The organism is Gemmatimonadota bacterium, from assembly GCA_041390105.1.
In the GTDB taxonomy this organism is placed as follows: domain Bacteria; phylum Gemmatimonadota; class Gemmatimonadetes; order Longimicrobiales; family Gaopeijiaceae; genus JAGQIF01.
The window spans coordinates 267,515-281,520 of the sequence record JAWKQO010000002.1; the positions used below are offsets into that span (position 1 = coordinate 267,515).

A 14,006-nucleotide genomic window follows, 5' to 3' on the forward strand; every position below is an offset into this window, starting at 1 on the left:
CACCTGCGGCCCTATCGGGGACACCCTGGACCGGCGGATCGCCCCGAACCGGCGAGCCGGTTGGCTCCCCCGTCGCCGGTCCGCACCTGGCCGTCCGGGCGCGAATAGGCCCCGGAGCCATGGATGGCCCCCCGGAGCCCCTAGAAATCGGGACGGCCGGATCGTCCTCAACCAGGAAGCCATCCCTAGCCGTGCGGCTGGGCCCGACCACGGCCGGATTGAGCTCCGGTCGCCCTGGCGGGCGATCCTCGCTCGGCTCGCGGAGACCCACCTGCCGCCCCATCAGGGAGCCCTTTTCCGGACGCATCGCCCCGAAGCACGGGGGCGAGGAGATTGACCACTACGAGTTCGGGGGAGTGTCGCGCAAGCGCGCTGGGAAGGGGCGGTCAGATAGCTAGCGTGTGCTAGGCTATGACCGCGCGCGGGTGCTACAGAACCTCCCGCAAGTTTCGGCGTCCTCGCGCGCGAGGACTAGAGCAGTGGCGACGTAATATCCGTGAACCCGGCCCTTCGTAGTGCCTTCTGAGTGGCATCTCGAAACTGAGCGTCCTGCGAGATGAGATTGAAGGTGCCGCCGTCGGCGACCCGCTCCTCAATCCACGCTTTCATATCCGACTCGCCGTTTAGCCCTCCCGGTGACGCCAAATACCCGACAAGTATTGTTAACTCTCGGTGTCCCCTCTGGCCCTCAATGATCCTCTCAAGTCGGGACACCAGTGCGTCCGCGTCGCGACGGCCCGTCTGGTGCGCGAGGTTGACTCCTTCGATGAGTACGGCGGCCGACGTTCCGACTGCCGCCCGCGCGACGACTTCATCGCGGCCTCGATAGGCTCCCATCGTCGGTCTGGCGAGCAATCGACTCCTAAGGGGCTTGCCCAGGGCTTCGTTGATATACCCCGCGATCTTCCGCCGCGTCGCTGACTTCCTGGGACGCGCCACTGCTTCAAACAGAAGCGGGAACTCCTCCGCTGGATCGTGCATGCGTTGCATAGCGGCCGGAGCGTCGGCGCGAACTCCCGACGAAAGAAACCTATGCACCGCGCTCCAGAACTCTCCGGTCCAAGGCTCTGCTGACGATGTCGAGTAGGGGACGCGCCTCTTTGACGCCCAAGTCTGCAGGTCGCGCGCGGCTACCTTGGCCAGTGCCAGCCGATTCTTGGGAACTCCGGGCGGCACTTCCTTCTGGTCAAGCAGCCGTACGTCAAACCACCTACGCGAACTATCCCAGGCGATCACTCCCACCGGTTCCGGTGGACTGAAGGCGTCACCGGGGATGACTCGGAGGATCGAAAACCCATAGTCGATGTCTGAGGCGCTCATGAGGACCCCTCCAGACCAAGGAGCAGGCTACCGTCCTCGACGATCCTGCATCGTTCGAGCCAGCCGGTTCGGTCCGCGATCCGAGCGAGGTTTTCGGCCCGATACTCAAGGAAAGCCTGAGCCCCATCGGCATCCACGCTTCCACGATCAATCCACTCGGCCGGCACATCGTTTACCAAACGGCGCAACTCCGAACTCAAGTTTACGATCTGGCTAAACATCTGTTCCACCGCCGAGGCGCCTGCGTTGACTGCCACCTGCTCGGCCTGAGGCAGGTACCTTGCCCACAGCCCATCTTTTCCCGCTTCCAGGCACCCCGCCTCCTGCAGGCAACTGAATGCCCTGAACGCTTCGCTTTGGTCGATAGCAACAGTCTCAAACTTCCCCCTCCCCACCGGCCTCAACAGCACGTTTCCGGCGGTTAGCCGGTCGTTGTTACCGATAAGGACGTCGGCCAAGTAAATCCTGAACAGGTCGAGCCGATCGGCCAACTCGTCTAAGCGGATGGACGACGGGTCAGGGCCGTAGGAGTCCGGGATGAAGACGGTGCCCCAATGGCGGCCGGGCTGGACGGGTGGGGACATCTCGAACTCAGCCGATATGCCCGACGCCAACTCCTCTTCGATGTGAACGACGGCGCCTGTGGCTACCGGAATCCCAATGCGTCGGAGGACCCCATGCGACACTGCCTCTGCAAAGCACATGGCCGCCGAAGGTCCCGACCGCTGAGGCTTGGTCCGCACGACCAGCTCGGCGCCCGTGGACGGGTCCCGGCAAAGCAGATCGATCGGGTCCCAGCGGGTGGCCGGTATCGGCCCCGTGGCGGCCGTTCTAACCGCATGAAGTTCCGCGAGCATGGCCCCTGGCTTCGATCGACCGGCTTGGCGCCGCCTTCTGCCAAGCCAGCAGCATGAGGCTCGACCTTGGCAGTCGCAAGGCACGTTGCCGAGGGGGGGCGAATTTCAAGAGTCACGCCGGTAGCGACCGCTGCTGGGCGAGCCGCGACCGCGGTCAAAACCCTGCAATACGCGCGCGCGACTCCGGCGCACCGTAGATGCGGTGCTGGGGGGGCCATGCCCTAACGTGGTTACCTGGTGGTCACTCGTGGTAGCGAGAAAGGGCCGCACCCCGCGAAGCGGGGCACGGCCCATCCCGTTGGCCGGTAGAACGTTAGCCTCAAATCGGGACGGCCGGATTGTCCTCATCCTTGGAGGTCAACCAACCTGGCAGCTGGGCCCGACCGCGGCCGGATGGAGCTGCGGTCGCCCTCGGGCGATCCTCGCTCGTCTCGCGTACACCAGTTGTGGCCCCATTCGGGAGCCCGGACCGGCGCATCGACACGAACCTGCGGTTCTCATCCAGCCTTCCGGAACGAAGAAGGCCCCGCGGACCCAAATGGGTCCACGGAGCCTCCCCCAATCGGGACGGCCGGATTGTCCTCACCCTGCAAGTCCACCCAACCCGCCGGCTGGGACCAACCACGGCCGGATGGAGCTGCGGTCGCCCTTTGGGCGATCCTCGCTCGTCTCGCGTACACCAGTTCCGGCCCTATCCGGGACACCGCGGCCGGCGCATCGACTCGAACCGGCGACCCGTTCGCTCCGCTCACCGGTCGCCGGTCCGCACCCAGCCTTCCGGAACGAAGAAGGCCCCGCGGACCCAGATGGGTCCACGGAGCCTTCACCAATCGGGACGGCCGGATTCGAACCGGCGACCCCCTGAACCCCATTCAGGTGCGCTACCGGACTGCGCCACGTCCCGTAAATATCGAAACAACAACGACTTCACTGCCGCGGTGCCCCGCGAGCCGCTTGCCCTCAGTGCGGATTGGCGATCCGCTCCAAGCGAGGGTAGGCCAGCGGGGCCCACAAGATAGGCGACCTCGCACACGGCGGGTAGCCCGATCCGCCCCTTCGGGTCGCAGCCGATGCAGGAGCCGTGGCCGTTTTGTACAGTAGGACGTGGTCGGAACGTATAATAGACAAGACAACGCCTTTTACGGCAACGTCTTAGGGGATCACGTCCAACCATGTCCCATGTCTTGTCTGATGTCGCAAACGGCGACACATCGATCGGACATGTCGCCAGAATCAAGAATCTGCGACACGTCACCCTCGGGACGTCGCCTCGCCACGCTGGGCGGCCCGTCCAACCGACCAGGGTGCGCACTATTTCACGTTGTGAGATGATATTTATCACGACGTGATACACCGCGAATCACCCGACAGCGCTCGGGGGCGTTGGCGACGCAGATGGCCTGCGTGCCTTCCGGGACGTGGTGGGTGCGCGCTTTCACGGGAGTGTCTTGCTTCACGGCGGAACGGAAACCCGGACGCTCTCGGAGGACATCGTCGCGTTGCCGTGGTGGCGAATCCTGTAGAGAGGCACAGCGGACCCGCCTACTCCTCCGCGATCCGCTTCCGCACCAACTGCAGGAACTCCTCGACGGGTGCCAGCCGATCCAACGCCTGCACCACCAGCTCGTAGTCGATCCCCACGTATTCGTGGACAAGGATGTTGCGAAAGCCAGGAAGCCGTGACAGCTCCGCCACGAGTTCCGGCGGGAACTCGTCGAACCAGGTGAGGTTGCGGACAGCCGTCGTGTAGTCTTCGAAGCGGTGTCCCGCCCGCGCCGACAGCTCCCCCGCGACATCGATGACCACCTGAGCGATCGTCAGCAACGAGAACAGCACGTCGTTGTGGAGCGAGAGATCGGCGGCCAACGCTCGAGCGTTCACTACGCGAGGACGCAATTCTGCCAGGTGATCGAGGTGCCTGCGTAGCTCGACCAAGCGCTCGACGAGGAAGGTCATCTGGCGAGTGCCGCAAGCTTGAGCCGGCGCGCACGCCGCAGAAACGGCTGGAGGTCCGCGGCGCGCAGTTGGACGTCCCGCCGGAAAGCGAAATCGGTCTCGTCATCGAAACAGACCAATCGCTCCCCCTCTAAGACGATCGAGCGTGCCAAGCCCGGGGGGACATCGTTGAGCACCACCAGATCGATGTCGTTCTCTCCGGTCGCTGCGATGAGGTCGGCACCTACGGTCACGCGCACTTGCGCCCGTGCCTTCGCGCTCTGGGCGTGGAGGCGATCCAACAGGAGCCCGATGTCCAGGTCGCTCTCGGAGTGGCGCTCACCGCGAGCGGTGCTTCCAAAGAGGTAGACCGAAACGACGCCGAGGTCGGGCTGAGCGCCGAAGAACGTGCGGATGCGGTCCCGCAGTTCGAGCGCTTCCGCGCTGGCGTGGGGATCTCGTAGGTGGATCTCGAGCTCCTGCCCAGCGGCACCCAGCAGATGCTCGAGCGTCGTCACTCGAGGACTGGCGGTCCCCGCTTCGATCCGCGCCACCACGGATTGCGCGGTCCCGGCCCTCTCAGCGAGCGCACGTTGAGACAGACCCGAGCGGCGCCGGGCCTCCTTCAACAGCCCCGCCGAGGTGGGATCGACCTTTCCGGTGGACTTGCTCATGGATAGATGATAGCGTTCTCGCTATCAGGGCCGCCAGGGGGCTTGCTCCTTCACTCCCCCAGTACCGCCTTCAGCATCCCTTCCGCATCCGGCTGCTGGTAGACCGTCTTCAACGTGTAGGCGTCCTTCCAGCCTCCCGCCGCCGCCACGTCCACGTCCGGCAGCGCCTTCCGCGCCGTGGCCCACCCGCGCCGGTACGCATGCCACAGGCTCCCCGGCTGGGGCTCCACCCCGGCCCGTTGCTCCGCTCGCCGCAGCCAGTCGTCCGCCAGGTGTCGGGACACCGGCCGCATGGGATCCGTGGGAGAAGGGAAGAGCGGAGTGGCGCCGGAGCCTGGTCGTTCGTAAAGCACCCGGTCGATCGCGGCGCGTGCAGCAGGCGAGAGCGGCACCACCATCTCACGGCGCCCCTTGTCCGTCGCGGCCGGCCAGTGGATGGATCCGTGCGGCCCCACCTTCAGCCGCAGGTCCTGGTACGTGAGCCGGCAGATGGCGGATAGTCTGCGGCCCGTGTGGTAGGCCAGATCCAGGATCTCGGACAGGTGCGACCGGGCCCGTTCCCGTCGGCCGCGCCACCGGATCTCCATGGACACCTCGTCGGAGACCGCCCGGATCCGACAGTAGCGCTCCGACCCCGCGGTGGGCCGCCTCGGATTTCGTTCGCGCGGGGCGCGAAGTCCGGCCAGCGGGTTGTCGTCGAGCAACCGCCGCCCCGTCTCATCCCGCCAGGTTAGCGCCCACCGAAGGACCCCGTTCAGCCAGAAGCAGTCGGCCTGCACGGTCCGAGGCCGGACAGGGCGCCGCGCCCCGACGGAGACCGACTGTCCCCGCGGGCCCAATTCTCCGGAGCCGCGTGCCTGCACGAACGCCTCCCAGTCCCGGCGGGACACCGTCTCCAACGGCCGTCCCGGCCCGAGCACCCGTGCCCACATCTCGGCGCGTCGGCGGTCCTCCGCCTGGGCGGGGGCCCCCTTCGCGGGGGAGACGTTTCGGAGATAGAGCGTGAGAAGGCCTTGGAGAGGCGGCACTCCGGCAGCATGAAGAGGACTGAGGCGAGGCGACGAGGGCGATGCCCGCGCTCTTGGTCGTCCTGGGACGTTCGAATCGACGCGCCGGGGTGGGGCGGAGGAATGGGCGGACCGGCCGGCCCCCTATGTCGTACAGCCTTCAACAAGGACGACTGCGCGGCGCCTTATCAAAGGCTGATCGCTCTAGCCCACCGCTGCCCGTCCCAAGCCGGCATGTCCCCGCCCGCCCGTTGCACCCACATTGCCGTACAACCATACGTACTGTATGGTAATCCATATGAAGACCACGCTGAACATCGACGACGGCGTCATGAAGCGACTCAAGGAGGAGGCGGCCCGGACGGGTCGGACCATGTCGGAGCTCATGGAGACTGCCCTACGCCGGCTCCTCGACGCGTCCCGGGAGCCCGTGGAGCTGAGTCCACTCCCCTCGTTCGACGGGGGCGGCGCCCTGGTCGATGTCTCGGACCGCGATGCGCTGTACCAAGCGATGGAGGGGCGCTGAGGACCCGTGTTCGTCGTCGACACCAACGTTCTGATCTACGGAGCCGACCGCAGGGCTCCGGAGCATGCCCGTTGTCGTGAGCTCCTGGACCGATGGCGCCACGGCAGCGGTGCCTGGTACCTGACCTGGGGGATCTGCTACGAGTTCCTCCGAGTCGTGACGCACCCGCGAGTCTTCAAGACCCCGTGGACCGCGGACGCGGCCTGGCGGTTCCTGGAGGCACTTCGTGAGTCTCCGGCGTTCGGAATGCTCACCCCCACGCACCGACACGCTGAGGTTCTCCGCGAAGTCCTGGATAAAGTGCCGGCGTTGTCCGGCAACCTCATGCACGATGTGGCCACGGCGGTCCTGATGCGGGAGCATGGCATCCGCCGGATCTGCACCCGCGACATGGATTTCCACCGCTTCCCCTTCGTCGAGGCGGTCGATCCTCTGGTTGGCGACCCGGGGGCCTGAGCGGAATGTCCCAGCGCCCGGATCTCACTCCCCGAGACGTGGGGGTTGAACGGCCGACATCGCCCGCCACCAGGGAGCCACCAGCACGCGTTCGTTGAGCCAGTAGACCTCCTGGCTGGAGGTCCCTCGTTACTCCGCGTCCTGGCATTACTCAGTTTATTGAGTAATTTTACTCACTATGTTGAGTAGCAATGGACTGCCCGCCTTCGTGCGGGCCCCAGGCCGGGTCCTCGAGGAGCGTCTGTCCGAACCCCGCCGTTTCATCCAAGTGGTGGCGGGCCCTCGGCAGGTGGGGAAGACGACCCTGGTACGACAGGTCCTGGCCGGGTGGGAATCGCGGGCCCGCTACGCTTCCGCCGACGAGCCCTCGTTGCGGGACCGGGGCTGGATTGCGGCCCAGTGGGAGGCGGCGCGCGCGGAGGCGTCGGGCGCTCGGAGCGCCGTGCTGGCTCTGGACGAGATCCACAAGATTCCGGGCTGGTCCGAAACGGTAAAACGACTCTGGGATGAGGACACGGCAGGTGCCCTTCCGCTTCACGTCATCCTGTCTGGCTCAACTCCGCTGCTCCTCCAACACGGATTGACTGAGAGTCTCGCTGGACGGTTCGAGCTCATACTGTTGGGCCACTGGTCGTTCACCGAGATGCACGAGGTCTTCGGGGTCACGCTCGACGAGTTCGTGTACTTCGGCGGATATCCAGGTGCCGCACCCCTCGCGAGTGACCTCGACCGCTGGATGCGCTACGTACGCGATGCGCTCGTCGAAACCACGGTCGCTCGCGACGTGCTCCTGCTCAATCGCGTGGACAAGCCGGCCCTGCTTCGTCAGCTCTTCGATCTCGCCTGCCGGTATTCGGGCCAGATCCTCTCATACAACAAGATGCTCGGGCAGCTCCAGGATGCGGGCAACACGACTACGCTGGCGCACTATCTCGAACTACTCGCCGCCGCCGGGATGGTCCGCGGGATCGAGAAGTACTCCGGTTCATTCGTGCGCCAGCGGGCGTCGAGCCCGAAGCTCCAGGTGCTGAACAACGCTTTGATGACGGTGTCGTCCGGGCGCACCCTCGTCTCTGCTCGCGAGGACTCCGAATACTGGGGCCGCCTGGTGGAGTCGGCCGTCGGTACCCATCTGGCGAACGCCGCAAGCGCGGGCCTCTGCGACCTTTGGTACTGGAGGGGCGGGAACCTCGAGGTCGACTTCGTCGTTGCCGCAGGGGAGGACCTACTGGCGATCGAAGTGAAGAGCGGCCGGAGATCGAAGTCGGTCCGAGGACTCTCCGCCTTTGCGGACGAGTTCCCCGACGCGCGCGCCCTGATCGTGGGCCAGGGCGGCGTGGGGATCGGTGAATTCCTGGAGTCGGACGTCCGCCGGTGGCTTCGAGGGCTGAACGGGAAGTGACCGAGGCGAGCTTCCTGATCCCTTTGCTCGCTTCTCGGCATCCGGAGCGCGGCGGACCTCGACCTGCACGTGTCACGAGGTGCGGTCTTCGAGTCCTTCGCGGTTGCGGAGGTGATCAACTTGCTAGGCTCTCCTGGCGGAGACGGCTTCGGAACCTACCCCACAGCCCCGCCCGTTTCGTGTATGGAGGCCGGGAAAGCTTTCGCACTGAGGGGGTCGACGTCTGGTCGTGGCAGGCGCTCTGACTCACCAGCGGCTCTCTCCGCGCCCTAACCCCACTCCCCCTCCCGCTGTCTCCTCACCCAGGCAGGGTCGCCCGCCGCGGGGGGCGGATCTAGGTTGGGCCGGTGGTGTGGGGATGCCCGGGCGGCCCTGCCGCGCCCCGGACGAGCCGCCGTCCGTGCTCCCCCCAGTCGCTCGAGCGTCGGCAGACAGCAGGACCCTTTGGACCATCCCTTCCTCAACGAGCTGAAGCGCCGCCGGGTCTACCGGGTGGGTGTGGGCTATGCGGCCTTCGCCTTCGTGGTGCTGCAGGGCGCCGATCTGGTCTTCCCGGCACTGGGTCTCTCGGACACCGCCTTCCAGCTGCTGGTCATCCTGATGATGGCCGGCTTCCCGGTGGCCTTGGTCCTGGCCTGGTTGTTCGATCTGACCCCCAAGGGGTTGGTGCGCACCCAGGGCGAGGAGGCGCCCACCCTCCCCGAAGGACGTCACTCCTGGGTCATGCTGTGGGCGGCCGCCCTGGTGGTGAGCATCGTGGCCATGGGCGCCACGGGCTGGTGGTTCCTCCATGCCGTGGAAGACGTCGAAGCGGAGGCCCGGCCCAGTCAGCGCGTGTTGGACGCCAAGTCGCTCGCGGTGATGCCGTTCGTCAACCTGAGCGGCGACGCGAACGAGGAGTACTTCAGCGACGGCATCACCGACGCCGTCATCACGGCGCTCACACGGGTGCGTGGGATCAAAGTGGCGTCCCGCACCTCCTCGTTCGCCTTCAAGAGCAGCGCGCGGCCGGTGCAGGAGATCGGCCAGGAGCTGGGCGTGGCGTCTGTGCTGGAGGGCAGCGTGCGCAAGGACGGCGAGACCGTACGTGTCGACGTCCACCTGGCCGACACGCAGGACGGCTTCGAGATCTGGACCGAGCGCTACGCGCGGCCGCTGACCGACGTGTTCGACGTGCAGGAGGAGATCGCGCAGGCGATCGTGCGTGTGCTCGAGGTCACGATTGCGGAGCGCCCGGACGAGCCGCTCGTGCACGGCACCACCGCCAACGCCATGGCCTACGACAAGTACCTCTGGGGCGAATACAATCGCAACAAACGGAGCCCCAGCGGCTACGACGACGCCATTGCCAACTACGAGGACGCCATCGGGCTCGACTCGACGTTCGCGCTGGCCTGGGCGGGCCTGGCCCGCACATTGATCGGGCGCTCGGCGTTCCCCGGTGCGGCGCGGGACGAGGTGCTCGCGCGCGCGGACACCTCCGCGGAACGCGCCCTGGCGCTGGATGCGAACCTGGCGGCAGCCCACGCCGCGCACGGCGCGGTGCTCTTCGAGTACTTCAACCGCTGGGACGAAGCGGAGAGCGAGCTCCGACGCGCCATCGAGATCGAGCCGCAGGCGGCCGAGCACCGGCAGGAGCTCGCGGTGATCCTGGCCGTGCGTGGGCGCATGGAGGAGGCCCGCGCCTTGGCGATGGAAGCAGTGCGCCTGAATCCGCTCTCGCCCGGCGCTCACGCGGATCGTGCGGCCGTGCTCCAGGCGGCGGGTGACGTCGCCGGCGCCGAAGCAGCCTACCGGCAGGCCCTCGACATCGACGAATCGTTCGGCTCGGGCCGCTTCGGCCTGGAGTTCCTGCTGGTGGCGGAGGGGCGGATCCGTGAGGCGCGGGAGCTCAGTGCCGACCGGCCCGACGCGGATCGGCCCGGACCGCGGACCGGGGTGCCCGTTGGAGGCGCGCCGGCCGGTCCACCGCGCGACGCGCAGACGGATGAAGCGTTCCTCGACGTGATCGAGGCGCGTGCGCTGGGAGAAGACGAGGTGTCTGCCACCATCCGCGCGCCGCTGCTCGCGGCCATCGGCAGGGTGGACGATGCCGTGGCGGCGCTCCGGGCCGCCCATGACGCGCGTGACCTGTCGCCGCTGGCGATCCTGCGCGCCATGGCCGTCCCCGCGTTTCGCGCCGATCCGGACGTGAAGACGTTCCTTCAGGAGATCGGCTTGGCGGAGGCGTAGGCCCCGGTCTGCGCTACATGCCCGGCTCGTCCGCCGTGGGTCCGTAGACCTGGGGAAGCGGTACGTCGAGCAAGCGTAGATAGACCGTCATCTGTCCGCGGTGATGCGCCCAGTGCCGCATCACGAAGCTTTCGAACGACGCGATCCTCGGGATACGGAACACCACCTCGCCGCCGTTCAGGAACGTCCACGGAGCCTGGAAGGCCGCGTCCGTGGTCTCCTTCAACGCTGCCGCTGCCATCCCCACGTTGCGGTCGAACGTCTCCAGCAGCTCGGCTCGCGACTGAGCCAGCGGAGGAGGCGTGTAGGCCGCTCCCCCGGGTGGATTGATGTCCAGCGCGTCCTGCTTGAGGATGCCCATCGCCCAGGTGGGGAGGTTGGCGATGTGCGTGGCGAGCTGTGCCGCGCTCCACGACTTGGCATGGGGCCGCCACCCGAACTTCTCCTCGGGGATCCGTTCCAGGACACGGCGCGTGCTGGCCGCCTCCTGCTGGAAGTCCATGGCTTTGACGTCGCCCAGATTCATGCGTAGCCCTCCTGTCGGGGTGGGGAAGTCCAACCTACTACGGTCGACGCGCGTGCGGCATCGCCGTCGGGCGCTCCCTTTCAGTCGCCCGACTCCGCCAAGGTCCGCAGCAACGCCGCCGACGGCTCATCGGCGGGGAGGAACGACTCCAGTCGCAGCTCCTCCAGTGCCACGTCGATGGCGGTACCGAAGCTGGCGATCAACGTCACGAGTCGGATGGTCTCACCGGTGACCAGCCGTAGCGACAGCGGCACCCACGGTCCGCTGGGTTCGGTGGGCGCCACCACGTCCAGGCGGCGTACGTCCGCGCGTCGGGACAGCTCCTCCAGAAGGAGAACGAGCCCGGGATGGGTGGGGCGCTCCGCCAGTTCCCTCTGCAGTCTGCGCCACAGCACCGCCGCCGCTTCTTCCCAGTTCAGCACCGCCGGCTTGAGGCCGTCGGCATCGAAGAAGGCCCGCACCAGGTTGGGCCGCTCCAGCGAGGGCAGCGGGGGCTGGCGCAGGCAGCGGGCGTGCAGGCGGATCTGCGCGCGATTGGCCATCAGGACGTTGAAGGCAGGGTCCACGACGACGGCGGGGTAGGGCTCCGTCCGCTCCAGGAGGAGTGCGAGCATCCGCTGCGTATGCGCCATGCCGGGCGCGTCCAGCGGCGTCTCGCGAAACTCACGACTGAGGCCTGCGGCCTCCAGCAGCGCATTCTGCTCCCGGAGCGGGACTTCCAGCGCATCGGCCAGTCGCAGGAGCACGCTGCGGCTGGGGCGGGAGCGGCCCGTCTCGATGAAGCTCATGTGTCGCGCGGAGATGCCCGCCGCATCGGCCAGCGCACCCTGGGTGCGACCGCGCACGGCCCGCCAGTGACGGAGCCGTTCGCCGAGCTGGGCACTGTCCCTCACCGTGCCCCCTCGCGTCGGCCCTCCAATACGTAGAGATAGGCGGGCAGCGCGCAGGAGAGGCCGATCAGCAGGTTCACCACGATGAACCCCCAGGGTCGCGGGCCACCCCTCCGGGTGGCCATCCAGGCCCAGAACGTGACCGAGGAGATCACCAGATCGGTGCTCAGCCCGCCGGCGGCCGGGTTGGCGAAGGCGGCGGCCAGGAAGCCCGGATCGCCCGGAGCCGAGCCGGAGAAGAAGCGGACGAAAAACACCATGGGGAGGGCGGCCCCGAGCAGGGCCAGAACGGCGTAGACGGGTCTCACGGGCACCTCCAGAAGGAGTGAAAACCGAGGATCTTCGACCCTCGCAGCGGCAGCCCCTTTCTTCCACTACGTCCGGGGTAATCTGGCGTGCCTGCGGCCTCCGGGAGCGCCTCTCAGGAGGGGGTCCACTCGGTTGACACCCCCTCCAGCCCTGGGTAAACTACCCTTCTTGCTGCGGGGTGGAGCAGTCTGGTAGCTCGTCGGGCTCATAACCCGAAGGTCGCGGGTTCAAATCCCGCCCCCGCTACTCGTGGAAGCGTCGCCGAACAGGCGGCGCTTCCGGCTGTAGGAAGGGCTCGATCTCTCCGAAGATCGGAAACGGGACCGAACGGATTTGACGACGACACTCTCTTCGAGCACGCACCGGCGGGATGCCGCCTGGGCGGAAGTCTCCTGGGGAACGTCGACGAACCCGTGGGCCCCTCGATCCGAGGGGGCGGGGGACGCGAGCCGCTAGGCGCGCAGCCGGCTTGGAGCCTGGAACCCGCCCTAGTCGGAAGGACTGGGCGGGTTTTTTGTCGGCCAGGTAGCTCAGTTGGTAGAGCACGTGACTGAAAATCACGGTGTCGGCGGTTCGATCCCGTCCCTGGCCACTGCGGACCTCCCGAGAGGGAGTGAACGCTAGGTCCGTAGCTCAAGTGGTAGAGCACCGGTCTCCAAAACCGGGGGTTGGGGGTTCGAGTCCCTCCGGGCCTGTACAGACAGGTGGAGTGCGAGCCCCCATCGTCTATCGGTTAGGACACCACTCTTTCAAGGTGGAGAGCGGGGTTCGATTCCCCGTGGGGGCATAGGGCAACACAAGGGGCTGTAGCTCAGTCGGTTAGAGTGCCGGTCTGTCACACCGGAGGTCGCGGGTTCGAGTCCCGTCAGCCCCGTTGCCGTGCTTGTTGAAAATTCGGGTCGTGTTCGAGTTGGGGCCGTAGCTCAGTTGGGAGAGCGCCTGAATGGCATTCAGGAGGTCAGGGGTTCGACTCCCCTCGGCTCCATCATGGAACTCGTGAGCTTCGCGCTCGGGTGGCGGAATTGGCAGACGCGCAGGATTCAGGATCCTGTGGGGGTTAACCCCGTGAGGGTTCGAGTCCCTCCCCGAGCATGGTTTCTTTCTGAAGAGCCAGCACCAGGAGCGCGAAGCTCACACTGGAATTGCGAACGAAGGCCCACGTGCTGGAATTGGTAGACAGGCTGGTTTGAGGGACCAGTGCCGGAAACGGCGTACAGGTTCGAGTCCTGTCGTGGGCATGTTTTCGGAGGCGCTGTGGGCGCAATGCTGCGTTGGGCTGCGGTCGCGCCTTCCTGCGGCGTATCTCGATACGCCTCGGTCGGCTTGCCTTGCCCGCCTTGCCTTGCATCCCACATCACCGCCGAAAACGTGGGAAAGAAACACCATCACAGTCGGTGCACTTGGGCCGAAGAGACCAAGTGCGCGATAAGCGCCCGTAGCTCAATTGGATAGAGCGCTTGACTACGGATCAAGAGGTTGGGGGTTCAAGTCCTCCCGGGCGCATGCAGGGCGCATAGCTCAGTTGGTTAGAGCGCTACGTTGACATCGTAGAGGTCAGAGGTTCGAGTCCTCTTGCGCCCATCACGGTGTGGCTGGAGGGCCTGGAACTTGCCATCTGCGGGTTCTCGGTCAGATTGGCATAGGGAGCGGGGCCGTAGCTCAGTTGGGAGAGCGCTTGAATCGCACTCAAGAGGTCAGGGGTTCGACTCCCCTCGGCTCCACTTGACCCGCCACCATAGCTCAGTTGGTAGAGCACGTCACTCGTAATGACGGGGTCGTCGGTTCAAGTCCGACTGGTGGCTCTGGTCCCAATGGGACATTTCCGGAGCGGCTCTGACGCGCGTGCTTCATTGAGCGCGGCTCGCGACGGGA

12 protein-coding genes and 13 tRNA genes are annotated in these 14,006 nt (G+C 66.5%); 16 read left to right on the top strand and 9 right to left on the bottom strand.

From position 1 onward, the window contains the following. Positions 1–471 precede the first annotated feature (471 nt). The 6 genes from R3E10_10440 to R3E10_10465 form a co-directional block, all read right to left on the bottom strand. On the bottom strand, positions 472–1,320 hold the full coding sequence (locus R3E10_10440; protein ID MEZ4416169.1) for a hypothetical protein: 849 nt from the start codon (positions 1,318–1,320) through the stop codon (positions 472–474). Further along, the gene (locus R3E10_10445; protein MEZ4416170.1) at positions 1,317–2,177 is read right to left on the bottom strand and encodes a hypothetical protein; all 861 of its coding nucleotides are present in this window, start codon (positions 2,175–2,177) and stop codon (positions 1,317–1,319) included. The genes R3E10_10440 and R3E10_10445 overlap by 4 nt, the downstream gene beginning before the upstream one ends. An 830-nt stretch (positions 2,178–3,007) precedes the next feature. Beyond that, positions 3,008–3,081 (bottom strand) — tRNA-Pro (locus R3E10_10450). 638 nt (positions 3,082–3,719) lie between these two features. Beyond that, positions 3,720–4,133: a HepT-like ribonuclease domain-containing protein gene (locus tag R3E10_10455; GenBank protein MEZ4416171.1), complete on the bottom strand. Its 414-nt coding sequence runs from the start codon at positions 4,131–4,133 to the stop codon at positions 3,720–3,722. Beyond that, a complete protein-coding gene (locus R3E10_10460) occupies positions 4,130–4,786 on the bottom strand; it encodes a helix-turn-helix domain-containing protein (protein ID MEZ4416172.1) in 657 nt (218 codons plus the stop codon). Before R3E10_10460 ends, R3E10_10455 begins: the two co-directional genes overlap by 4 nt. Before the next feature lie 50 nt (positions 4,787–4,836). Continuing rightward, positions 4,837–5,373, bottom strand: coding sequence for a tyrosine-type recombinase/integrase (locus R3E10_10465; protein ID MEZ4416173.1), 537 nt, complete (start codon positions 5,371–5,373; stop codon positions 4,837–4,839). A gap of 718 nt (positions 5,374–6,091) precedes the next feature. On the opposite strand from R3E10_10465, the gene R3E10_10470 reads away from it, so the two are divergent. From R3E10_10470 to R3E10_10485, 4 genes are all read left to right on the top strand, one after another. Further along, positions 6,092–6,319: a ribbon-helix-helix protein, CopG family gene (locus tag R3E10_10470; protein MEZ4416174.1), complete on the top strand. Its 228-nt coding sequence runs from the start codon at positions 6,092–6,094 to the stop codon at positions 6,317–6,319. Between the two features lie 6 nt (positions 6,320–6,325). Further along, positions 6,326–6,775, top strand: a complete 450-nt coding sequence (locus tag R3E10_10475) for a TA system VapC family ribonuclease toxin (GenBank protein ID MEZ4416175.1) — start codon at positions 6,326–6,328, stop codon at positions 6,773–6,775. A gap of 178 nt (positions 6,776–6,953) precedes the next feature. Further along, entirely contained in the window at positions 6,954–8,177 is a 1,224-nt protein-coding gene (locus tag R3E10_10480; protein ID MEZ4416176.1) for an ATP-binding protein, read from the top strand. 444 nt (positions 8,178–8,621) lie between these two features. Continuing rightward, positions 8,622–10,409 carry a hypothetical protein gene (locus tag R3E10_10485; GenBank protein MEZ4416177.1) on the top strand — a complete coding sequence of 596 codons (1,788 nt, stop codon included), beginning with the start codon at positions 8,622–8,624 and terminating at the stop codon, positions 10,407–10,409. A 13-nt stretch (positions 10,410–10,422) separates the two neighbouring features. On the opposite strand, the gene R3E10_10490 is transcribed toward R3E10_10485, so the two are convergent. The 3 genes from R3E10_10490 to R3E10_10500 form a co-directional block, all read right to left on the bottom strand. Continuing rightward, a complete protein-coding gene (locus tag R3E10_10490; GenBank protein ID MEZ4416178.1) occupies positions 10,423–10,935 on the bottom strand; it encodes a DinB family protein in 513 nt (170 codons plus the stop codon). A gap of 80 nt (positions 10,936–11,015) precedes the next feature. Further along, entirely contained in the window at positions 11,016–11,828 is an 813-nt protein-coding gene (locus tag R3E10_10495) for a helix-turn-helix transcriptional regulator (protein ID MEZ4416179.1), read from the bottom strand. Beyond that, positions 11,825–12,133, bottom strand: a complete 309-nt coding sequence (locus R3E10_10500) for a DUF2834 domain-containing protein (GenBank protein MEZ4416180.1) — start codon at positions 12,131–12,133, stop codon at positions 11,825–11,827. The genes R3E10_10495 and R3E10_10500 overlap by 4 nt, the downstream gene beginning before the upstream one ends. A 173-nt stretch (positions 12,134–12,306) precedes the next feature. Here R3E10_10500 and R3E10_10505 point away from each other — a divergent pair. From R3E10_10505 to R3E10_10560, 12 genes are all read left to right on the top strand, one after another. Continuing rightward, a tRNA-Met gene (locus R3E10_10505) sits at positions 12,307–12,380 on the top strand. Positions 12,381–12,653: 273 nt separating this feature from the next. After that, positions 12,654–12,726: transfer RNA gene (locus R3E10_10510), tRNA-Phe, on the top strand. Between the two features lie 30 nt (positions 12,727–12,756). Beyond that, a tRNA-Trp gene (locus R3E10_10515) sits at positions 12,757–12,829 on the top strand. Positions 12,830–12,849: 20 nt separating this feature from the next. After that, a tRNA-Glu gene (locus R3E10_10520) sits at positions 12,850–12,921 on the top strand. Between the two features lie 13 nt (positions 12,922–12,934). Then, positions 12,935–13,008, top strand: a tRNA-Asp gene (locus R3E10_10525). A gap of 38 nt (positions 13,009–13,046) precedes the next feature. After that, positions 13,047–13,119: transfer RNA gene (locus R3E10_10530), tRNA-Ala, on the top strand. A 22-nt stretch (positions 13,120–13,141) separates the two neighbouring features. After that, positions 13,142–13,226, top strand: a tRNA-Leu gene (locus R3E10_10535). Between the two features lie 62 nt (positions 13,227–13,288). After that, positions 13,289–13,372 (top strand) — tRNA-Leu (locus R3E10_10540). 191 nt (positions 13,373–13,563) lie between these two features. Continuing rightward, positions 13,564–13,637, top strand: a tRNA-Arg gene (locus tag R3E10_10545). A 4-nt stretch (positions 13,638–13,641) separates the two neighbouring features. Continuing rightward, positions 13,642–13,715 (top strand) — tRNA-Val (locus tag R3E10_10550). Between the two features lie 67 nt (positions 13,716–13,782). Continuing rightward, positions 13,783–13,855, top strand: a tRNA-Ala gene (locus R3E10_10555). Positions 13,856–13,863: 8 nt separating this feature from the next. Further along, positions 13,864–13,936, top strand: a tRNA-Thr gene (locus R3E10_10560). Positions 13,937–14,006 lie beyond the last annotated feature (70 nt).

Bases quoted from the DNA above. Each gene is read 5' to 3' on its own strand.
- R3E10_10440 (MEZ4416169.1), bottom strand. From the start codon at position 1,320: ATGAGCGCCTCAGACATCGACTATGGGTTTTCGATCCTCCGAGTCATC.
- R3E10_10445 (MEZ4416170.1), bottom strand. From the start codon at position 2,177: ATGCTCGCGGAACTTCATGCGGTTAGAACGGCCGCCACGGGGCCGATA.
- R3E10_10455 (MEZ4416171.1), bottom strand. From the start codon at position 4,133: ATGACCTTCCTCGTCGAGCGCTTGGTCGAGCTACGCAGGCACCTCGAT.
- R3E10_10460 (MEZ4416172.1), bottom strand. From the start codon at position 4,786: ATGAGCAAGTCCACCGGAAAGGTCGATCCCACCTCGGCGGGGCTGTTG.
- R3E10_10465 (MEZ4416173.1), bottom strand. From the start codon at position 5,373: ATGGAGATCCGGTGGCGCGGCCGACGGGAACGGGCCCGGTCGCACCTG.
- R3E10_10470 (MEZ4416174.1), top strand. From the start codon at position 6,092: ATGAAGACCACGCTGAACATCGACGACGGCGTCATGAAGCGACTCAAG.
- R3E10_10480 (MEZ4416176.1), top strand. From the start codon at position 6,954: ATGTTGAGTAGCAATGGACTGCCCGCCTTCGTGCGGGCCCCAGGCCGG.
- R3E10_10490 (MEZ4416178.1), bottom strand. From the start codon at position 10,935: ATGAATCTGGGCGACGTCAAAGCCATGGACTTCCAGCAGGAGGCGGCC.